The 20,476-nt window shown below is 58.2% G+C and carries 19 protein-coding genes; 9 read left to right on the top strand and 10 right to left on the bottom strand.

Features of this window, described 5'->3' with window-relative positions; all coding sequences use genetic code 11:
• Positions 1 to 252 precede the first annotated feature (252 nt).
• Entirely contained in the window at positions 253 to 1,026 is a 774-nt protein-coding gene (locus tag CKF42_RS06180; RefSeq protein WP_111207794.1) for a DUF3750 domain-containing protein, read from the top strand.
• 32 nt (positions 1,027 to 1,058) lie between these two features.
• On the opposite strand, the gene CKF42_RS06185 is transcribed toward CKF42_RS06180, so the two are convergent.
• The gene (locus CKF42_RS06185) at positions 1,059 to 1,238 is read right to left on the bottom strand and encodes a hypothetical protein (RefSeq protein ID WP_009088756.1); all 180 of its coding nucleotides are present in this window, start codon (positions 1,236 to 1,238) and stop codon (positions 1,059 to 1,061) included.
• Between the two features lie 187 nt (positions 1,239 to 1,425).
• Here CKF42_RS06185 and CKF42_RS06190 point away from each other — a divergent pair, with 187 nt between their 5' ends.
• Both CKF42_RS06190 and CKF42_RS06195 read left to right on the top strand, forming a co-directional pair.
• Entirely contained in the window at positions 1,426 to 1,671 is a 246-nt protein-coding gene (locus CKF42_RS06190; RefSeq protein WP_111207795.1) for a hypothetical protein, read from the top strand.
• 20 nt (positions 1,672 to 1,691) lie between these two features.
• Positions 1,692 to 2,189, top strand: a complete 498-nt coding sequence (locus CKF42_RS06195) for an AlpA family transcriptional regulator (protein ID WP_111207796.1) — start codon at positions 1,692 to 1,694, stop codon at positions 2,187 to 2,189.
• Between the two features lie 3 nt (positions 2,190 to 2,192).
• Here CKF42_RS06195 and mgtE read toward each other — a convergent pair whose 3' ends face one another.
• From mgtE to ppk1, 5 genes are all read right to left on the bottom strand, one after another.
• Positions 2,193 to 3,626 carry a magnesium transporter gene (mgtE, locus tag CKF42_RS06200; RefSeq protein ID WP_111207797.1) on the bottom strand — a complete coding sequence of 478 codons (1,434 nt, stop codon included), beginning with the start codon at positions 3,624 to 3,626 and terminating at the stop codon, positions 2,193 to 2,195.
• Positions 3,627 to 3,749: 123 nt separating this feature from the next.
• Positions 3,750 to 3,935 (bottom strand): YfgG family protein, encoded by a 186-nt coding sequence (locus CKF42_RS06205; protein ID WP_033736145.1) that lies wholly within the window; start codon positions 3,933 to 3,935, stop codon positions 3,750 to 3,752.
• A gap of 101 nt (positions 3,936 to 4,036) precedes the next feature.
• Positions 4,037 to 4,651 (bottom strand): tellurite resistance methyltransferase TehB, encoded by a 615-nt coding sequence (tehB, locus tag CKF42_RS06210; protein ID WP_009088764.1) that lies wholly within the window; start codon positions 4,649 to 4,651, stop codon positions 4,037 to 4,039.
• A gap of 41 nt (positions 4,652 to 4,692) precedes the next feature.
• Entirely contained in the window at positions 4,693 to 6,219 is a 1,527-nt protein-coding gene (gene ppx / locus CKF42_RS06215; protein ID WP_009088767.1) for an exopolyphosphatase, read from the bottom strand.
• Between the two features lie 5 nt (positions 6,220 to 6,224).
• The gene (gene ppk1, locus CKF42_RS06220) at positions 6,225 to 8,285 is read right to left on the bottom strand and encodes a polyphosphate kinase 1 (RefSeq protein WP_046102362.1); all 2,061 of its coding nucleotides are present in this window, start codon (positions 8,283 to 8,285) and stop codon (positions 6,225 to 6,227) included.
• Positions 8,286 to 8,435: 150 nt separating this feature from the next.
• On the opposite strand from ppk1, the gene CKF42_RS06225 reads away from it, so the two are divergent.
• Genes CKF42_RS06225 through pstB form a run of 3 tightly spaced genes read left to right on the top strand, consistent with a single transcriptional unit; the run spans position 8,436 to position 12,934 of the window.
• Complete coding sequence (locus tag CKF42_RS06225; RefSeq protein ID WP_111207798.1) at positions 8,436 to 10,523, top strand: ABC transporter permease subunit; 2,088 nt, start codon at positions 8,436 to 8,438, stop codon at positions 10,521 to 10,523.
• On the top strand, positions 10,520 to 12,154 hold the full coding sequence (gene pstA / locus CKF42_RS06230) for a phosphate ABC transporter permease PstA (RefSeq protein WP_111207799.1): 1,635 nt from the start codon (positions 10,520 to 10,522) through the stop codon (positions 12,152 to 12,154). Before CKF42_RS06225 ends, pstA begins: the two co-directional genes overlap by 4 nt.
• A 12-nt stretch (positions 12,155 to 12,166) precedes the next feature.
• On the top strand, positions 12,167 to 12,934 hold the full coding sequence (gene pstB, locus CKF42_RS06235; RefSeq protein ID WP_046102360.1) for a phosphate ABC transporter ATP-binding protein PstB: 768 nt from the start codon (positions 12,167 to 12,169) through the stop codon (positions 12,932 to 12,934).
• A gap of 190 nt (positions 12,935 to 13,124) precedes the next feature.
• Here the strand turns inward: pstB and purN are convergent, their stop codons facing one another.
• On the bottom strand, positions 13,125 to 13,763 hold the full coding sequence (purN, locus tag CKF42_RS06240) for a phosphoribosylglycinamide formyltransferase (protein ID WP_058957413.1): 639 nt from the start codon (positions 13,761 to 13,763) through the stop codon (positions 13,125 to 13,127).
• Positions 13,760 to 14,800 (bottom strand): phosphoribosylformylglycinamidine cyclo-ligase, encoded by a 1,041-nt coding sequence (gene purM, locus CKF42_RS06245; RefSeq protein WP_111207815.1) that lies wholly within the window; start codon positions 14,798 to 14,800, stop codon positions 13,760 to 13,762. The genes purN and purM overlap by 4 nt, the downstream gene beginning before the upstream one ends.
• A gap of 228 nt (positions 14,801 to 15,028) precedes the next feature.
• Here purM and upp point away from each other — a divergent pair, with 228 nt between their 5' ends.
• From upp to hda, 3 genes are all read left to right on the top strand, one after another.
• Positions 15,029 to 15,655 (top strand): uracil phosphoribosyltransferase, encoded by a 627-nt coding sequence (gene upp, locus CKF42_RS06250; protein ID WP_009088774.1) that lies wholly within the window; start codon positions 15,029 to 15,031, stop codon positions 15,653 to 15,655.
• Between the two features lie 144 nt (positions 15,656 to 15,799).
• Positions 15,800 to 17,083 (top strand): uracil permease, encoded by a 1,284-nt coding sequence (uraA, locus tag CKF42_RS06255; protein ID WP_046102358.1) that lies wholly within the window; start codon positions 15,800 to 15,802, stop codon positions 17,081 to 17,083.
• A 107-nt stretch (positions 17,084 to 17,190) separates the two neighbouring features.
• Positions 17,191 to 17,892: a DnaA inactivator Hda gene (hda, locus tag CKF42_RS06260; protein ID WP_219854829.1), complete on the top strand. Its 702-nt coding sequence runs from the start codon at positions 17,191 to 17,193 to the stop codon at positions 17,890 to 17,892.
• Here hda and arsC read toward each other — a convergent pair.
• Together arsC and CKF42_RS06270 are read right to left on the bottom strand one after the other, a co-directional pair.
• A complete protein-coding gene (gene arsC / locus CKF42_RS06265; RefSeq protein WP_111207816.1) occupies positions 17,889 to 18,230 on the bottom strand; it encodes an arsenate reductase (glutaredoxin) in 342 nt (113 codons plus the stop codon). The two genes, hda and arsC, sit on opposite strands and share 4 nt — an antisense overlap.
• Before the next feature lie 29 nt (positions 18,231 to 18,259).
• Positions 18,260 to 19,723 carry a M48 family metallopeptidase gene (locus tag CKF42_RS06270; protein ID WP_009088781.1) on the bottom strand — a complete coding sequence of 488 codons (1,464 nt, stop codon included), beginning with the start codon at positions 19,721 to 19,723 and terminating at the stop codon, positions 18,260 to 18,262.
• Between the last annotated feature and the right edge of the window lie 753 nt (positions 19,724 to 20,476).

Raw genomic sequence — 20,476 nt, forward strand, 5'->3', positions numbered from 1 at the left:
TTCTGCCCTGGCTGCCTGCCGATCCGCCGTTTTAACCTTTCAGCACATCTGCACCCGAACCTGGTGATTTTCTGTTCACTTTGCCGCAAATTGCGCTATTCTGCTGGTCAGCAAAAGCACGTCGGGTTTCCTGTCTGACGCCCGCTTTTGACTCGCCGCTTTTACCGATTGTCCATATCTCAAAGCCGCCGCTTACGGAAACTGCCTTCTCTCCGGGCGTTTCCTGATTCTGACGCCACCAGGAATGTTGTCATGCTTTCACTCAAAGTGTTCAGCCTGTTTTTTGTTGTCGTATTGCTGCTCTCTCTGGGAGCCAGTATCGCCCAGGCGACCCGTCACAGCGAAACCGCAGAGCGGGGTGGCTGGTGGTCGGCGCGACGCGATTCAGCCGGTATTGCGCCTGACCCGCGCGCCTTCGCTAATCTGGCTATCGTGCAAATCTATGCCGCGCCCACCTATGGCTGGAAAGGGCGGGTCGCGGTGCATCCCTGGATCATCTTCAAACGTGCCGGTGAAACGCACTACAATCGCTATGAAGTGATCAGCTGGGGCAGTGGCGATAAAGTGCGTCACAATACCAATCTTCCCGATGGCTACTGGTATGGTGCAAAACCGCGGCTGCTGGTGAACCATCGCGGACCCGAGGCAGAAGCGATGATCCCGCAGATTGAAGCGGCCATTCAATCCTATCCCTGGCCGACGACCTATCACGCGTGGCCGGGGCCCAACAGCAATACTTTTCTGGCGCACATTGGTCGCGAAGTGCCGGCCTTAAAACTCGATTTGCCTGCCAATGCCCTGGGCAAAGATTACCGGCCACTGTGGCGTCCGGTCGGGCTGCCGCCATCCGGGCGAGGTCTGCAGGTATCGGTTCTGGGTGTGGCGGGCGTCACGCTGGGAGCGGAAGAGGGATTTGAAGTGAATCTGCTGGGTCTGAACATGGGTCTCGACTTTACCCCGTTCCGCCTGCGGTTGCCGTTTATTGGCGGGCTGGGCAACGACAACCTGCAGCAGGATAAGCCCTGATCGTCTGGCCCCGCTAACGGGGCCAGTTTGCCTCAGCACACGCCAAAATCGCCCTCTTCGTGATAGAGGTTGACGCTCTCTGCCTTCACTTCAATCTCTTTTTTGGTCGCATCATCCACCCGTGCGCAATACAGGGTGTCACCTTCAACGCGTAATACCTGCATTTTAGGGCCACCGGTTTTCGACTGAACAAAATCCTCTGCTTTAAACATAGTTTCTCCGTCGTGAGTTGTGATTGCTGCCAGCATCGCGCTGACATTTTTTGCGTAACGTTTTCCAGTTTAGATCCTGACCGTTTTACTGTGTGAAAAAGTCTGCGCATGCTCAGCCGGATAAGAATATTTCTTCTGGTTGTCAGTTGACAACTCATTAATCCGACGGCAGGATAGTGGAGGACAGATGGCAAGGAAGCGGCATCCTGATAAAGAGATCGAAGCGGCGTTACGTTATGCCGAATCCCACGGCTGGCTGGTCGTTACGGGCGGTCATCACGCCTGGGGCAAAATGTACTGCCCGAACACGCTGCTGAGATGCCGCTGCGGGGAGTTTTGTCTGACCTGTATCTGGAGCACGCCAAAAAATGCGCATAACCATGCCCGTGCGCTCCGGCGAGTGGTCGACAATTGTGACTATCTGACGTCCTGAGAGTGCGTAAGGAGAGGCATATGGAATATTGTTTTACATTACGGTTCAGCCTGCCGGAAGGGCATGCGCCGGCAGATGAGATGATGGAAGGGCTGGCCGCAGCCGGCTGTGACGATGCGCTGATTGGTCTGGGGATGCCGGGGCGAATCGCACTGGAGTTTACCCGGGAGTCAGGCTCTGCGACGGAGGCACTGGCAGAGGCAGAAGCGGCGGTCCTGCGCGCGATACCGGGTGCCACGCTGGTGGAAGCGGCGCCTGACTTTGTGGGACTGACTGATGTAGCCGAGCTGATCGGTATGTCGCGCCAGAACATGCGCAAGCTGATGCTCAGCCACCGCCCGCCATTTCCGCTGCCGGTGCATGACGGCAAAACCGCCATCTGGCACCTGGCGGATGTGCTGGAGTGGCTGAACCAGCGCGGTAACTATGTGCTGCCGGTGGCGACCCGGGAACTGGCGCAGGTGACGCGCCAGCGTAATCTCAGCGGGTCACTGCAACGCTACGGTCTGCACGCCTGAGGGTCAGTGCGTGGTCAGAAACAGCGTCGCCAGTCCCAGGAAGATAAAGAATCCGCCGGTGTCGGTAATGGCGGTAATCAGAACGCTGGAGCCGACGGCCGGATCGCGCTTCAGTCTGGTCATCACCAGCGGTACCAGCACGCCCATCAGCGCCGCCAGCAGCAGATTAAGCGCCATGGCCAGCATCATAACGCCGCCCAGCGCCATATTGTCATACATCAGCCAGGTGATGCCGCCCATGATGCCGCCCCAGAAGAGGCCGTTGATCAGTGCCACGCCCAGTTCACGGACAATAAGAAACGAGAAGTTACCCGGCTCCACCTGATGCAGCGCCAGTGCGCGCACAATCATGGTGATCGTCTGGTTACCGGTATTGCCCCCGATCCCGGCCACAATTGGCATCAGTGTCGCGAGGGCGACGATTTGCGAAATGGTCCCTTCAAACAGCCCGATAACGCGTGAGGCAACAAAGGCGGTACAGAGGTTGATCGCCAGCCAGGCCCAGCGTTTACGGACTGACTTATGCACCGGGGCAAAGACATCCTCTTCCTGACTGATACCGCCCATCTTACGGATATTGCTTTCGTTTTCGGCGTTGACCAGGTCGATGATATCTTCAATGCTTACACGGCCAATCAGTTTGCCTTTTGCATCGGTAACGGCGGCAGAGATGAGGTTATAACGCTCAAAGGCGCTGGCGGCGTCTTCTGCCTTGTCATTAAGCTGGAAGGTGGTGGGGCGTGCGTTCATCACTTCACTCACCAGCGTTTTGGGCTTATTCAGCAGGATATCGGTCAGCAGCAGTTCACCCAGCAGCTGATTATCTTTATTCGTGATGAAGAGCTTGTCGGTGCCGCCCGGCATACTTTTGCGCTTGCGCAGGAAACGCTGCACCGTCGCCAGCGTGACATCTTCACGCACCGTCAGGATGTTAAAATCCATCACCCTGGCGACGCGATCGCGGTCAAACTGCACCATGCTGAGCATCCGGGCGCGCAGGCCAGGTTCCACGGTGGCCAGCAGGCGTCCGGTCAGGTCACGCGGCAGATAGCGCGCCAGCCAGACCTGATCGTCGATATCCAGCGGCTGGATGGCGCGCAGGATATCGCGGTCGCTCATCTCCTCCGTGAGGCTGGCCCAGACCGTTTCTGACGCTTCAACCAGCACGTGACCGCGCCGCTCGTTTGGCACCAGCCGCCACAGCGCCTGGCGCTCCTCTTCCGGCAGGGCTTCGAGAATATCGGCAAGGTCAGCGGCATGCAGCTGAAGAATATCCTGTTCCAGCGCTTCACGCTGGGCCGCATTTTCACGTTGCTGTTCAGGCGGGCGATCGCCGGATTTCTCCAGCAGGGCATCAACCAGATCGTGTTCATTGAGCAGCAGCGTCAGAATGCGATGACGGGTTTCACTTAAACGTTGAGAGTGAGAGGCAGACACATTGGATCCCTTTAGTCTGAAAGCACCAGCACGAAGTGTAGCGTTTCGCCTGAAAAAGGGATGCAAAAAAGCGTCCGATCGGTCGGATAACGTTTTAAATTCAGTTCAGAAGGGGACTGTGCGTTAGCGGGTATCGCCTGATGTCACTGTAACCGGTCCAGGCGTCGCTTTCTGTTGCTGATGATGTTCGAAGGCAGCAGGCAGGATGAAAATCAGGCGACTAAAGAGAATGATAAAACTGATCAGCAACACGATGCGGGTCATGGTGCCGGTTTTCTGACGTCTTCGGGGAGAAATAGCGCTGTTCACGCGGGGTGGTTCCTGTAGTGACCCTCATCGGGGCGATTGCAATATTTAGTCACAGTCGCCCGATGAAATCAATCGCTGTTGTAAAAAACAGCAGATAATGATCAGTAACTCGCTTTCTGCGCCAGCAGCGTGGCAAAGCGGCAGGTGATGCGCTGGCCGTTTTCATCTTTACGGTGCAGCTGGCCGGGATGCTCGTTGTACTTCACGATGTGCCAGTTGCGATAGTAGTGACTGAGTTCACCCGATTTAAACGCAAAAGAGAAATCAGCCGGGCAGGGCATATCGTCCGTGTTCATCGCCGCGACAATCAGGTTAAAGCCATATTTCACCGTGCAGGCCTGCATGTCCGCAATCAGCTGTGGAATAGTCTGCGGCTGCAGAAACATCATCACCACGGTCGACAGCACAAAGTCATAGCCGCCATTGAAGCGCGTCGTGTTCAGGTCATGCTGCGCGGTGTGGATACCGCTGAGGTTTTCCTGCGTCACAATCTCCTGCAGGCGCGCCAGACTTTGTGGATTGTGATCCCACGCCGTCACGTCAAATCCCTGCTGATTCAGAAACAGCGTGTTACGGCCCACGCCACAGCCAAGATCCAGCGCCTTGCCGACGGTGAGCTGGGGCAGCGCCGCAACCACTTCAGAGTGAGGCGGAGTCAGGCCATAGGTTTCGGCGAAGTAGTTTGCGCCTGAAAGCAGTGTGGTTGGTTGTGTCATAGTCATCAGTTCAGTTAAAAGGGCGCCAGGCGCCCGTAAGGTCAGGCTTCTTCTTTAAGGATCAGTTTCCATCCCGTCACGTCATTCCAGTAAACCTGCTCACGTTCGAGATCGAGCTGAACCAGGTTGTTCTGACTGAAATAGCCTGCCGGGAAGGTCAGCGTCCAGTGGCCGTCATCACACTTCAGGCTTAACGCATCCGGGCGCGTCGTGGCCTGGCGCTGATTATTGAGCAGCGTACCCAGGCGCAGCAGGAAAATCAGCGGGATAAACTGCTTTTTCTTGAACAGCGTGACGCGCGGCAGCTCATCGAGTTTAATCGCTTTGCGATGGAATCTGACCAGCGCAGCCAGCAGCATCTGCTGGTCCTGATTGAAACCGGGCAGGTTGGTGTTTTGCAGGATGTAGGCGGAATGGCGCTGCAGCGCGCTATGGTTAATAGTTAGGCCCACTTCATGCAGCATGGCCGCCCACTTCAGCAGCGCAGCCAGTTGCGGATTGGCCAGCTTTGGATTCTGCTCGCTCCACTGCACATAAAGCTGCTCGGTGGTGTCAAGCACGCGTCGCGCCTGATCGCTGTCGATGGCGTAGTGATTCGCCAGACTCTGTGCGGTCCGGCTGCGAATATCCTGATGGCGGAAGCGGCCTTCCATCTCATAGAGCACACCTTCACGCAGCGCACCGTCAGAGAGGCGCAGCTCGCGGATCGCCAGCGCATCAAATACGCCACAGAGAATCGCCAGTCCCGGCACGAAGACGTTTTTGCGCTCTTCAGAGAGGCCCGGCAGGCTCAGTGCCGCAAAGGATTTATGCTTCATCACCTCGTCATAGAGCTTGTCGAGACGCTCAGGGGTGATCAGCTTCTCTTTCTCATCCATCGCCTGCAGCACTTCACAGGCGGCTTTGATGGTTCCGGACGCCCCCAGCGCATATTTCCAGCCATGCAGACGATACTGCCACGCCAGCGTTTCCAGCTTCTGCGCGGCCGCTAAACGGGCACGACGGAAGTTTTCACGACTGATTTCCCCTTTAGGGAAATAGAGCTGGGCGAAACTGACGCAGCCCATGCGGCGGCTCTCAACCAGCTGCGGTTCAAAATCCTCGCCAATCACCAGCTCGGTCGAGCCGCCGCCGATGTCGATCACCAGCTTGCGGCCTTTTTCCGGCTGCGTATGCTCCACGCCCATAAAGATCAGGCGCGCTTCTTCATGACCTGAAATCACCTCGATCGGGTAGGGGATCACCTCAGCCGCCCGCTGCAGGAAGGTTTCGGCATTTACCGCCTCACGCAGCGTATGGGTGCCGACAATCGTCACGTTACTCGGGCTGAACCCCTGCAGGCGCTCGGCGAACAGCGCCAGACAGGCTAAGCCGCGCTCCATCGCCTCTTCGCTGAGTTTGTGCTGAGCATCCAGCCCGTCAGCCAGATGGACGCGCTGCTTCAGGCGACCCAGCACCTGCATCGCACCGTCGACGACCCGCGCAATCACCATATGGAAACTGTTCGAGCCCAGGTCAATCGCCGCAAACTCCTGGGGTTTAGGTGTACTTTTATGAGAAATTGGCATAGGATTTAGTCAGGTTGTTCCAGTTTCTTGATGTAATCATAGATGGCCAGCTGCGAGCGCACTTTACGGCGATTGCCTCGCTGGACGTAATGGTTACTCAGCTCTTTGTCGACGATGCGGGCTTTCACCGTATCACTCAACTGAATGGCAATAATGTCGAGTATGCGTTGCCGGATGCGTGGATCGAGAATCGCCACCGCCACCTCGATACGGTAATCAATATTACGCGTCATCCAGTCAGCGGAGGAGAGGAACACCTTTTTATCGCCGCCATTCTCAAAAATATAGACGCGATCGTGTTCCAGATAGCGGTCAACAATACTGATGACGCGAATGTTCTCGCTGATCCCCGGCAGATCCGGGATCAGTGAGCACATGCCACGCACCAGCAGATTGACTTTTACCCCTACGCTGGAGGCTGTATAAAGCCGATCAACCAGCCCTTTGTCCACCAGATTGTTTATTTTCAGAGTAATGCCGGAGGGCTTCTGCTGCTGGGCATTGGCGATTTCGGTGTCGATCAGTTCATACAGCATCCGGCGTGAATTCTGCGGAGACACCATCAGGTGATCGAACGTTACGGGCCGGTAGGGGTTCTCAATAAAGTTGAACACCCGACGCACTTCGTTGGTGATACGCGCATCGGCGGTCAGCAGGGAGTAGTCCGTGTAGAGCCGGGCGGTCTTCTCGTTAAAGTTGCCGGTGCCGATGTGGGCATAGCGCACAATCTCTTCCCCTTCACGGCGTGAAATCAGGAACAGCTTGGCGTGGATTTTCAGGCCAGGAGCGGAGAAAATCACATGCACACCGGCTTCGGTCAGGCGTTTAGCCCAGTAGATGTTGGCTTCTTCATCGAAGCGCGCCTGCAGCTCAACCACCACCGTGACCTTCTTACCGTTATACGCGGCGTGGATCATCGCATCCATGATGCGCGAGTGTTTGGCGACGCGGTAAATATTGATTTTGATCGCCAGCACGCTCGGGTCAAACGACGCCTGACGCAGCAGCTCCAGCACATGCTCAAAGGTGTGATAAGGATAATAGAGCAGCACGTCGCGGTCGCGGATCGCATCAAAGCCGTTGCGGTAGCCGTCAAAGCCGATGTGGCGGATCTGCGGCAGCGGACGATTTATCAGGTTGTTTTTGCCGACGTTCGGGAAGCCGATGAAATCTTTAAAGTTGTGATAGCGACCGCCGGGCAGAATCGAATCGAAGTTAGAGATAGAGAGCTTGTGGCACAGCAGTTCAACCATCGCCTCCGGCATATCGCGCTGATAGACGAAACGCACCGGCTCTGCCGTCAGTCGCTGCTTCAGGCTGGAGGACATCAGCTCCAGCAGGCTCGACTCCATCTCCGTCACCAGATCGTACTCGGCGTCACGCGTCATTTTCATGGAATAGGCGTTGAGCGCGTCGTAGTCGTAAAAGCCTTTGAAAATATCATCCAGGCAGTAACGTAAAATGTTGTCGAGCAGGATCATCGGCTTACGGCGACGCGGTGGCTCCGCCGGAAGATTGATAAAGCGCGGCACCTTGTCGGACGGGATCTCCAGCAGCGCATAGCGGATGTCGTCACCCCGGATAATCTCGACCGCCAGGTAGGTGTAGTCATCTTTAAGAAATTCGGTCAGGTCAGTTTCATGGGTGATCAGAATCGGCGAGATGTGCTGACGCAGCTCATGCTTAAAGTAGTGACGCAGCCACGCCTGCTGATTGGGCGACAGCTGACGTTCGTTGATCAGGAAGATCTGGTTGCGTGCCATCTCCAGCAGCAGCTCGTTATAGAGGGCATCGAACTCCTGATCGGACTTCATCACCCGCTGCTGAATTTTCTTAAACAGATGACGTGGCGTACTGGCGGAACCCTGCTCTTCACCGATCAGAATACGGCGTTTCAGGTCGGCAAAACGCACTTTATAGAATTCATCGAGGTTGTTGGAGTAGATACCCAGAAAGCGCATCCGCTCAATCAGTGGATTGCTTTTATCTGCCGCTTCCTGCAAAACCCGTTCATTAAAGGATAACCAGCTCAATTCTTTTTCAATATAAAGCTTTACCTGACCCATTCTCACTCCATTTAGCGGTTGCAGGACTGAAGATCCAGTGTCCCTGAACATTATGGCGAGAGTATGGCAGCGTTGTCCAACGCCAGGAGTTGTCTTATCAACCCGCTACGGGCAACATAGCGGCTTATTTCAGCCTGCTGCCGGAACCGCATGAGCGTAAACCACATTCCTGTCCAATTCAGCGATCGTAAGCGTCGTGCCATTGACCGCCTGACGCGGCGGCTGGTCACCTGCTGCGGCGTGGCGATCCTGCTGCTGATGCTGCTGCTGTTCTGCTGGCTGATAGGAGTGGTACTGCCGCTGTTTACGGCGCCGGGTCTGCAAATCGCCTCCAGCCAGCAACTCTGGGATCGTGCGCCTGCATTAGCGATGGGCAATCAGGACAAGGTCGGCTGGCGTATCAGCGATCGCGGCGCGGCGCGCTTTATTCCGCTGGATGGGCAGCCCGCAGAACCGGCACTGGCGCTGACGCCACCACCGGGTGCGATTGTGCAGAGTGCCGACGGGCAGACGCTGCTGCTCAATATTGAGGGAGCACTGACGCTGCTGCAGCCCACAGCCGACCAGCAGTGGCGCTTTCCGCTGGGCGACAAACCCTTTCATTTACCCGCTGGCGCGGTGACGAAGATGGCGCTGGCAACCCGCCATGCCGATCAATGGCGTATCGCGGCGCTCACCCAGGCCGGACTTCAGGTGCTGACGATCGGCACCGATCGTCAGGCTGCTATTCTCTCGCTGCCTCAGCGTCAGCTTGATCTGCTGGCGCTTTCACCGACAGGCGATCTGCTCTACACCACGGAAGGCAATCTGCTGCGCGTCTGGCAGCTCGGTGATGCACAGGCCTCATTACGCGAAACGCACACCCTGCCGCAGCCGCCGCAAAGCCTGCACCTGCTGGTGGGCGGTGCAAGCCTGCTGATTCAGGATCGCAGCGGCGTGACACAGTGGTTTGCTGTGGCCGGCGAGCAGGGGCCGCGCCTCCAGCGCATAAAGACCTTCGCGCAGAGCGACGGTGAGACGCTTCTGGTGACGGAGCCGCACCGTCGCGTGTTCGCCACACTCAGCAGGCAGGGGCTGCTGCGGCTGTTCGCCAGCAAGCAGAGCGGCCCGATACTGGAGCGTCAGCTGGCGCCCGGCATCGTACAGGCGCAGTTTTCACCCCGCGGCGATAGCCTGCTGATTGAGCGGCCCGGACACTGGCAGATGCTGCGGCTCGATAACCCGTGGCCCGACGTCACGTGGCGTAATTTCTGGCAGAAAATCTGGTATGAGAACTATCCCGCGCCGGACTGGGTCTGGCAGTCGACCGCCGCGGGCGACGGCTATCAGGCAAAGTTCAGTCTGGTGCCGATGGTGACGGGCACGCTGAAAGCGGCCGGGTTAGCGCTGCTGGTTGCCACGCCGCTGGCGCTGGCCGCCGCCATGTACACCGCGTGGTTTATGGCCCCCGGCCTGCGACGCTGGGTTAAACCGGCGATAGAGATGATGGGGGCGCTGCCGAGTGTGGTGGTCGGGCTGATTGCCGGACTCTGGCTGGCACCGCACATCGGGCAGGCCCTGCTGGGGGTGCTGCTGCTGCCGCTCACCCTGGCGGGCGCGCTGCTGCTGTGCGGGGTATTCAGCGCCCGCTTACCGCCGCGCTGGCGTCAGCCCGGTCGCGAAGTGCTGATTCTGCTGCCGCTGCTGCTGTCAGTGACGCTGCTGACGCTGTGGCTGCCCGCTCGGTTTATGCCGGATGCCGGCGACTGGCTGCCGCATTATGAACAGCGAAATCTGCTGGTGGCCGCGCTGGCGATGGGCTTTGCGCTGGTGCCGCTGATCTTTACCCTCTCGGAAGATGCGCTGTTCAGCGTCCCCGCGGCGCTGGGACAGGGCTCGCTGGCGCTGGGCGCGACGCCGTGGCAGACGCTGACCCGCGTGGTGCTGCCCGGTGCCTCTGCCGGTATTTTTGCCGCGCTGATGATAGGCCTGGGGCGCGCCGTGGGAGAAACCATGATTCTGCTGATGGCGACCGGCAACACCCCGCAAAGTGAAGGGGGCCTGTTCAGCGGCCTGCGCGCGTTGTCCGCCAATATCGCTATCGAGATGCCGGAAGCGGCGGCGGGCAGTGCTCACTACCGGGTGCTGTTTCTCAGCGCTCTGCTGCTGCTGCTGTTTACGCTGGTTATCAACACCATTGCAGAGCTGATCCGTCAGCGGCTGCGTCAGCGATACAGTCAGCAGGAGGAGCAGGCATGAAGGTGATGCGCCAGAACGATCGCTGGCGGTGGTTAACCGCCGGCGCGGTAGCCGTCTGCCTGCTCGCTTTTATGCTGCTGATTGGTTTGCTGGCCTGGCAGGGGGTGCGTGCCTTCTGGCCGCAGCGCGTTGACCTTTACAGCTTCAGCCAGCCGGACGGCGGCGAGACGCGCCTGCTGGGTGAAACGCTGGAGCATCAGCTGCACTTTCCCGCCCCGGCCGATGAGCAGGGCAACCAGGGTGAGAAGGTTCATCGCTATCTGATTAAGACCGGTAACCGGGAGTGGGATGCGCCCGATTTCCGCGTGGTTTACAGCCGTCAGGCGGCGCAGGTCACTCAGCCCGCCGATGTCATGGTGCTGCAGCGGCGCGGCCACGGTCAGGCCTATGGCTGGTTTGTCGGGCTGCGTGAAGACAATGAAGAGTTAACCGCCAGAGACCCGGATGCGCTGCTGCATCAACGGCTCGGGCAGGTGCAGACCCTGGTGCGCCAGGCCAGCCAGATCCGCCGGGTCGATATGGCGCGTCTCAACAGCCAGCGGGAGCAGTTAGACGAGCAGGCGGAGGCACGACGGGCCGCCGGACGCTTTGATCTGCAGACCGAGTCGGAATTTCAGGCCAATCAGGCCGCCCTGCAGCGCCGTTTCAATCAGCTGAGTGAGACGCTGGCCTCTCTGCAGCAGCAGAGTCAGCGCGATCTGCTGATCCTGCGGGATGTGCACGGCACCGAACATGCGATTCCGCTGACCGACATTGTGGACAGCTGGAAGCCCAATGCGATGACGGCAGGCGGCAAAATGCTGCATTTCCTGCATCAGCTGTGGCGCTTCGTCAGCGACTCCCCTGCGGAGGGCGAGAGTGAGTCGGGCGCGTTTCCGGCCATTTTCGGCACCGTGCTGATGGTGCTGCTGATGTCGGTGGTGGTAATGCCGCTGGGTGTGATCGCGGCAATCTGGCTGCACGAATATGCCGGACGTCATGCGCTGACCCGGCTGGTGCGTATTGCGGTGGTCAATCTGGCGGGCGTCCCCTCGATTGTCTATGGCGTCTTTGGCCTGGGCTTTTTCGTCTGGCTGGTGGGCGGCACAATCGACCAGCTCTTCTTCGCCAGCGCACTGCCCAATCCGACGTTTGGCACGCCAGGGCTGCTGTGGGCCTCACTGACGCTGGCGTTACTGACGCTGCCGGTGGTCATTGTCGCGACCGAAGAGGGGCTGTCCCGTATTCCCAGCAGTCTGCGACAGGGTTCGCTGGCGCTGGGTGCAACGCAGGCGGAAACCCTGTGGAATGTGGTGCTGCCTATGGCGGTGCCCGCGATGCTGACCGGTCTGATCCTGGCGGTGGCGCGGGCGGCTGGGGAAACCGCACCGCTGATGCTGGTGGGGGTAGTAAAAATGGTGCCGGAGCTGCCGGTAGACGCGGTGTTTCCTTATCTGCATCTGGATCGCAAGTTTATGCATCTGGGCTTCCAGATTTACGACCTGGCGTTTCAGAGCCCGAATATTGAAGCTGACCGGCCGCTGGTGTTTGCCACCGCGCTGCTGCTGGTGCTGATTATTCTGTCGCTTAATCTGCTGGCGATGGCCCTGCGTCACCGTCTGCGTGAACGCTATCGCCTTATGACTCAATAACAGGCTATGACTATGACGTCCGACACGGATATGGCGCTTACCGTTAACCATCTGTCGCTGTGGTATGGCGAGCGCCAGGCGCTGCAGGATATTTCGCTGCAGGTGCCGAAAAACAGGATCACCGCGCTGATTGGTCCCTCAGGCTGTGGTAAATCGACGCTGCTGCGCTGCTTTAACCGCATGAATGATGTGATCGATCACTGCCGGGTTGAGGGAGAGGTGCTGCTGGGCTCGCTGCCGATACTGCGACCGGAGCAGGATCTCTCCGCGCTGCGGCGTCGGGTCGGGATGGTGTTTCAGCGGCCGAATCCGTTTCCCAAGTCGATCTATGAGAATGTGGTTTACGGGCTGCGCCTGCAGGGGGTACGCGACCGGCGGGTGCTGAATGAAGCCTGTGAGCGTGCGCTGCGTGCGGCGGCACTGTGGGGCGAGGTGAAAGATCAGCTGTCTCAGAATGCGCTGACGCTCTCGACCGGACAGCAGCAGCGGCTGGTGATTGCCCGCGCTATTGCGATTGAACCGGAGGTTCTGCTGCTGGATGAGCCGACCTCTGCGCTGGACCCCATCTCGACGCTGGTGATTGAAGAGCTGATGACCACGCTGAAGCAGCATTTTACGCTGGTGCTGGTGACCCACAATATGCAGCAGGCCTCTCGCGTGTCAGATTACACCGCATTCATGCATCAGGGCGTGCTGGTGGAGTTTGATGAGACCGACCGTATCTTCACCGCGCCGAAACAGCGCCGGACCGAAGATTATATTACGGGGCGTTACGGCTGAGTCCGCAACGGGAAAGGGGCGCTGTGCGGGATATCACATCGGCTCAGGGGGCCTGTATCCTGCGTAAAGACGCAAAAGACGCCCTCCATGGCGGGCTCAGCGCGGGCCCTCCATGGCCCGCTATGCTTTACTCCGGACACAGGCCCCCATCGCTTCAGGTTTATCCGCTGTCTGTGGGACTTCCTGTGTATCAGTCGTTAGCATAGCCCTGCGGCGGCAGCGGTTCGCCATCCAGCCAGGCCTTACCGTCACGCATCGCCAGCCGTCCCTCAACAAACCAGTCGATGACCAGCGGGTAGATGGCGTGCTCCTGATGCTGCACCCGCTCCGTGATCTCCGCCTCCGTGTCGTCGGCAAAAATCGGCACTTTTGCCTGCAGGATCACCGGCCCGCCATCCAGCTCGTCAGTGACGAAGTGCACCGACGTGCCATGCTCGCTGTCACCGTTCTCCAGCGCCTGACGGTGCGTATGCAGGCCCGGATATTTCGGCAGCAGGGAAGGGTGAATATTCAGCAGGCGATCGTGAAAATGGGCCACGAATGCGCTGCTGAGAATACGCATATACCCCGCCAGGACGACAAGGTCGGGCGAGTACGCTTCAATCTCAGCGATCAGCTGGCGATCAAAAGCGTCCCGGTCGGTGAAATCGCTGGCGGCCAGCGCGTGAGCCGGGATGCCCGCCTCACGCGCCCGCGTTAAGCCAAAGGCAGCGGCGCGGTTGCTGAACACGGCAGCCACGCTGCCGTGAATGCGCCCGCTGGCGCAGGCGTCAAGGATGGACTGAAGATTGCTTCCGTTGCCGGAGATCAGTACAACCAGCTTTTTCATCCGTTGATGACCACACGCTCTTCCGCCTCTGACGCTTTGATCACGCCGAGCTTCCAGGCTTTCTCACCGGCCGCTTCCATCAGCGCGATCGCTTTATCCGCGTCGGCCGGGCTCAGGGCGATGACCATCCCGACGCCGCAGTTAAAGGTACGGTACATCTCGAAACGGCTGACGTTACCGGCCTGCTGCAGCCAGCTGAAGACGGCCGGCCACTGCCAGCTCTTCTCATCAATCACCGCCTGGGTGTTGTCGGGCAGCACGCGAGGAATATTTTCCCAGAAGCCGCCGCCGGTCAGGTGTGCGATAGCATGCACATCGACCTGTTCAATCAGGCTCAGGATATTTTTCACGTAGATGCGGGTCGGTTCCAGCAGATGATCAGCCAGCGGTTTGCCTTCCAGCTGTTCGGTCAGCGGATCGGTGTTGCTGACTTCCAGAATCTTGCGCACCAGCGAATAGCCGTTGGAGTGCGGGCCGCTGGAGCCGAGGGCGATCAGCATGTCGCCATCCTGCACCTTGCTGCCATCAATGATTTCTGATTTTTCCACCACGCCCACGCAGAAACCGGCCACGTCGTAATCTTCGCCGTGATACATGCCTGGCATCTCGGCCGTTTCACCGCCGACCAGCGCACACCCTGACTGCAGACACCCTTCGGCGATGCCGGTGATCACCGCAGAGGCAGTGTCCACGTCCAGTTTGCCGGTCGCGTAGTAATCCAGGAAGAAGAGCGGCTCAGCACCCTGTACCACCAGGTCGTTAACGCACATCGCCACCAGGTCAACACCAATGGCGTCGTGACGTTTGAGATCCATCGCCAGACGCAGCTTGGTACCAACGCCATCGGTGCCGGAGACCAGCACGGGTTCACGGTATTTTTGCGGCAGCGCGCAAAGCGCACCAAAACCGCCCAGTCCACCCATCACTTCCGGGCGACGCGTCTTTTTCACTACGCCTTTAATACGGTCAACCAGGGCATTACCAGCATCAATATCAACACCGGCGTCTTTGTAACTGAGAGAGGTTTTGTCGGTCACTGCGAGGTCCCCACGCGAGTTGCGGTTGGTGGTTAAAATAAAGCGCGGCAATTCTAACAGTGCAGGCAAACGTTTGCGAGTCCGGGATTGCGCATCGGACAATTTTCATTAATCCTTGTTTTATCCCGGCCAGACTCGCGGCTTTGCGCAAGGACAGGTGGCGCAGAGCGGAAAAGGCGGTATAATCCCGCGATTTTTTTTAGCTCAACTCATTCCGGGAGAACACCAATGAAGATCGTGGAAGTCAGACACCCGCTGGTCAAACATAAACTGGGCCTGATGCGTGAGCATGATATCAGTACAAAGCGCTTTCGTGAGCTGGCGTCTGAAGTGGGCAGCCTGCTGACCTACGAAGCGACCGCCGATCTGGAAACGGAGCGCGTCACCATTGAGGGCTGGAACGGCCCGGTTGAAATCGATCAGATCAAAGGCAAAAAGATTACGGTGGTGCCGATTCTGCGTGCCGGTCTTGGCATGATGGAAGGGGTTCTGGAGCACGTTCCCAGCGCCCGTATCAGCGTGGTTGGGGTTTACCGTGATGAAGAGACGCTGGAGCCGGTTCCCTATTTCCAGAAGCTGGTTTCTAACATCGAAGAGCGCCTGGCGCTGGTGGTAGACCCGATGCTGGCGACCGGGGGCTCAATGATCGCCACCATCGACCTGCTGAAAAAAGCGGGCTGCACCAGCATTAAAGTGCTGGTACTGGTTGCCGCCCCGGAAGGGATCGCTGCACTGGAGAAGGCACACCCTGACGTTGAGCTCTACACGGCGTCCGTGGATCAGGGACTGAATGAGAAGGGTTACATCATTCCCGGACTCGGCGATGCCGGGGACAAGATTTTCGGAACCAAATAAATCGCATAGCCGACCAGAGAGTCGGCTTTTTTTTGCAAAAAAAAGCTCTCCGACCGGGGCGGGTTTGCCGCAGGGCTGACCCGCGTGCCTGAGGCTGTGCCTGAAGCGCGCACCCGTGGGGAAAATAACATAAGGGGATAAATGATGACTCGTCGCGCCATTGGCGTCACTGAACGACCGCCGTTACTGCAAACCATTCCACTCAGCCTGCAACACCTGTTCGCCATGTTTGGTGCTACGGTACTGGTGCCGATTCTGTTTCACATCAACCCGGCGACGGTTCTGCTGTTTAACGGCGTCGGCACGCTGATCTACCTCTTTATCTGTAAGGGCAAAATCCCCGCCTATCTCGGTTCCAGTTTCGCCTTTATCTCGCCGGTACTGCTGTTACTGCCGCTGGGCTATGAGGTGGCGCTGGGAGGATTTATCCTCTGCGGGGTGCTCTTTTGCCTCGTGGCGCTGATTGTTAAACGCGCGGGAACCGGCTGGCTGGACGTGATGTTTCCGCCAGCGGCGATGGGCGCGATTGTCGCCGTAATCGGTCTGGAGCTGGCGGGCGTAGCGGCCAATATGGCGGGCCTGCTGCCGGCAGAAGGCAGTGCACCCGACAGTAAAACGGTGCTGATTTCGCTGGTGACCCTGGCCGTCACGGTATTTGGTTCGGTGCTGTTCCGCGGCTTCCTGGCGATCATCCCTATCCTGGTCGGCGTGGTGGCGGGTTATCTGCTCTCCGCGTTTATGGGCATCGTGGACTGGCGCGGCGTGGTCAGTGCCCCCTGGTTTGCCCTGCCGACCTTCTATACGCCGCGCTTTGAATGGGTGGCGATGCTGACGATTCTCCCCGCCGCGCTGGTGGTGATTGCCGAACATATCGGGCATCTGGTGGTCACGGCTAACATCGTGAAGAAAGATCTCATCCGCGACCCCGGCCTGCATCGCTCAATGTTCGCCAACGGCTTGTCGACGGTGATCTCCGGCTTCTTTGGCTCCACCCCGAACACCACCTACGGCGAAAACATCGGCGTCATGGCGATTACCCGTGTCTACAGTACCTGGGTAATTGGCGGTGCGGCGATTCTGGCGATCCTGCTCTCCTGCGTCGGCAAACTGGCGGCGGTGATCCAGGCGATCCCGGTGCCGGTTATGGGCGGCGTGTCGCTGCTGCTGTATGGCGTGATCGGCGCTTCGGGTATCCGCGTCCTGATCGAATCGAAAGTCGATTACAACAAAGCGCAAAACCTGATCCTGACCTCGGTGATCCTGATCATTGGCGTCAGCGGCGCGAAGGTGCACATCGGCGCGGCAGAGCTGAAGGGCATGGCGTTAGCGACAATCGTGGGCGTCGGACTCTCATTGATCTTCCGGGTGATCTCGCTGCTGCGTCCGGAAGAAGTGGTGCTGGACGCCGAAGAATCCCGCGAGCCCTGATCGCATCGTGACGGACAGGATCGGGGCAGGGACGCCCCATTCATCTCTTTCTGAAAACTGTGGTAGACTTCCCCCGATTTTTTGCTTGTTCTCTTGCTGAGGTGCTTCTGAACACGCCGGCACAATTGTCATTGCCACTCTATTTACCTGACGATGAAACCTTCGCCAGCTTCTGGCCGGGGGAGAACCCGTCGCTGATTGCCGCGCTGAAAGGCGCTCTCAGCCAACAACATGGCAGCTATCTCTACTTCTGGTCACGCGAAGGCGGCGGGCGGAGTCATCTGCTGCACGCCGCGTGCGCCGAAATGTCCGCACGCAGTGAAGCGGTCGGGTATGTGCCACTGGACAAACGCACCTGGTTTGTACCGGAAGTGCTGGAGGGGATGGAGCAGCTGTCACTGGTCTGCATCGATAACATTGAGTGCATTGCCGGTGAGCCGGAGTGGGAGATGGCGATCTTCGATCTCTATAACCGCATTCTGGAAACCGGCAACACGCGGCTGTTCATCACCGGCGATCGTCCACCGCGCCAGCTGAATCTGCAGCTGCCGGATCTCGCCTCGCGCCTGGACTGGGGGCAGATCTATCGCCTGCAGCCGCTCTCCGATGAAGATAAACTGCAGGCGCTGCAACTGCGCGCCGGGTTACGCGGCTTTGAGCTGCCGGAGGATGTGGGACGTTTCCTGCTGAAGCGACTGGATCGTGAAATGCGCACCCTGTTTGAAACGCTGGATCGGCTGGATCGTGCCTCGATCAGCGCCCAGCGCAAACTTACCATTCCCTTCGTTAAAGAGACGCTCGGCCTTTAAAGAATGTCGAGCACCGCTTCCGCCGGACGTCCGATTCGCGCCCGATCGCCCTTGATCACAATCGGCCTTTCAAGCAGTTTCGGATGGGCGGCGAGCGCGTCCAGCAGCGCACTCTCCTCTTTATCACTCAACGCCAGTTCGCTGTAGAGCGCTTCTTTCGTGCGCATCAGCTGGCGTGCGCTCTGCATCCCCAGCTTCTGCATCAGACTCTGCAGCGTCTCGCGGTCAGGCGGCGTCTGCAGATAGAGCACCACTTCCGGTGTCAGGCCGCGGGCGTTCAGCAGGGCCAGAGTTTCGCGGCTCTTGCTGCAGCGCGGGTTGTGGTAAATCGTCACCATGTCAGGCTCTCCCTTTCCGGCTGTCATTCTCAGCCTTTCTGATATTGTTTGAAACGCTGCTGCAACTGACGCAGCTGATCGATACGGGCATCGTAGCGCGCCTGTTTCAGGCTGCCGAGCGGCACCTGGGCGCTGGCGCTGCTCAGTGCGCTAATCGCCTGATCGAGCTGACCATTCAGTGCCAGACTCTCGGCCCGCGCCGAGAGCTCCTCATCATTCAGCCCCTGCTGAGCAGACGCCTGCGCCAGTAAATCCCAGCCGTTGGGGTCATCCTTGTTTGCCCAGGTGTAGCGATTCAGAATGCGGCTGGCGCTGGCATACTGTTTCGCTTCTACATAGGCATTCGCCAGGTTGAGCTGCACCACCGGGCTGTTTTTCGCCCCGGTAGCCGCGGTGAGCAGGGCAATCGCCTGCTGCGGCTGGTTCAGACCGATATCGATATCGGACATGATGTCGAGGAACCAGACATTACCGGGCTGCTTCGCCAGCAGCGGGGTCATAATCCGCTTCGCGTCGGCAAAACTCTTCGCCTGCAAAAACTGTATCGCTTTGCCATATTGTGAGGCCAGCTGCTCACGCGAATTGCCGCTGGCATACTGGCTAAGCAGTTCGTCAGTAAGCTGATTGCGCCCGGTGGAGTACATGCCCAGCGCCCGGACCTTCGCCAGATAAAAATCTTCCGTCGACTGCACGACTACTGGCCGCATCTGGTTGGCGCGGTTTCGGGCATCCGCCAGACGGCTGTCGGGCAGGGGGTGCGTCAGCAGAATTTCCGGTGGCTTTGACGAGAAGCGGCTCTGATCGGCCAGCTTCTGCAAAAAGTTCGGCATCGCCTGCGGATCGAATCCGGCGCGCTGCAGCACCTGAATCCCGATGCGATCTGCCTCCTGCTCATTGCCCTGGGTAAAGCTGATGATCCCCTGCTGGGTGCCCGCCAGCGTACCGGTCAGTGCGGCCATGCCCGCCTGCGGACTCGCCATCGCCAGCAGAATGGAGCCCAGCGCACCGACCCAGGTCAGCGGCGCATTGCGCTTCTGATCTTCCATCGCGCGCGCCAGATGGCGCTGGGTAACGTGAGAAATCTCATGCGCCATTACCGACGCCAGCTGGCTTTCATTCTCGGTAAAGCGGAACAGCGCGGAGTGCAGCACCACATTGCCGCCAAAAAAGGCAAAGGCGTTCAGCTCATCGTTCTGTATCAGAAAGAAGTGGAACGGCGTTTTCACCGAGTCAGCGTGCGCAACCAGGCGCTGGCCGAGCTGATTGATGTACTGATTAAGAAGCGGATCGTTGATCAGCGGTGCGCTGGCGCGAAGCTGGCGGACATAGAAGTCGCCCATCTGCAGCTCCTGATTAATCGACAGCGTCGAACCGGCCGTGGTGCCAATATCGGGAAGAGAATCACTGACATCAGCGTAAGCCGGTGACAGCGTGGACAGAATGAGCGTCGGCAGAAGCGCGGCGATCAGCGTTTTTTTTAACCGGTTCAACATGCCTTAATCCTGTAGAGAGGCTCTGAAAAGAGACAGGTGCGCAGCGGGTAGGTTCCCTTTTCCGCAGATAACGACGGTTTGCGCCTATCTTAACCAGTGCCCGAAAAGAAAGAAATGCTGTTTTCGGGGCCAGCCGGCGGCGCGGTTTGTGCAAGATTAGCGGATATAACGAAAAAATTTGAACATTCCTGAAACCTAAACCGTAGTTAAACGGATAAGCCGGGGCAGGGGATTGCCCGCGCCGCCGCGCAATTATACAACGGCTTATTTACCCTGCTGATTGAGTCCGGCATGAATAAAGCAGAATCTTCTGTCGGTCTTCTGACGTTAATCCGCTTTCTTTTTTAAATTTATGTAAATTCACTCAAAAAAACTGAATATGGCATGATTTTTTCCAGGCCAAATCTGAAAAAAACAGCGAAACGCATGGGTTTAATCCTTTTTTTACATTGATAAATTCAATCGTTATTCCGGCCATATCTGTTTTTTTCTATTTAACGCTGGCTGTTATTTTTTAAATCTTTCCCCTGTCGCCATAAATAAGGCGGCCCTTATCGCGGGCCAGTGATAAGAAGACGGTTTTAAGTCGCTAATGAAATTTTTCGATTAATTCAGGCGGTGAATCATTTCTGCTGTCATCAGCAGCGTGCCTGCCCGCCTTTCCTTCAGGAGAGAATCACGTCCGCGCTGTGATATAGATAGCCGACCTGATTCAGTCCTGAATCGGCCAGAGATTATTTGCCGGAGAGAAGT

The sequence above is a fragment of the Pantoea sp. ARC270 genome (assembly GCF_003236725.1).
Lineage (GTDB): Bacteria > Pseudomonadota > Gammaproteobacteria > Enterobacterales > Enterobacteriaceae > Pantoea > Pantoea anthophila.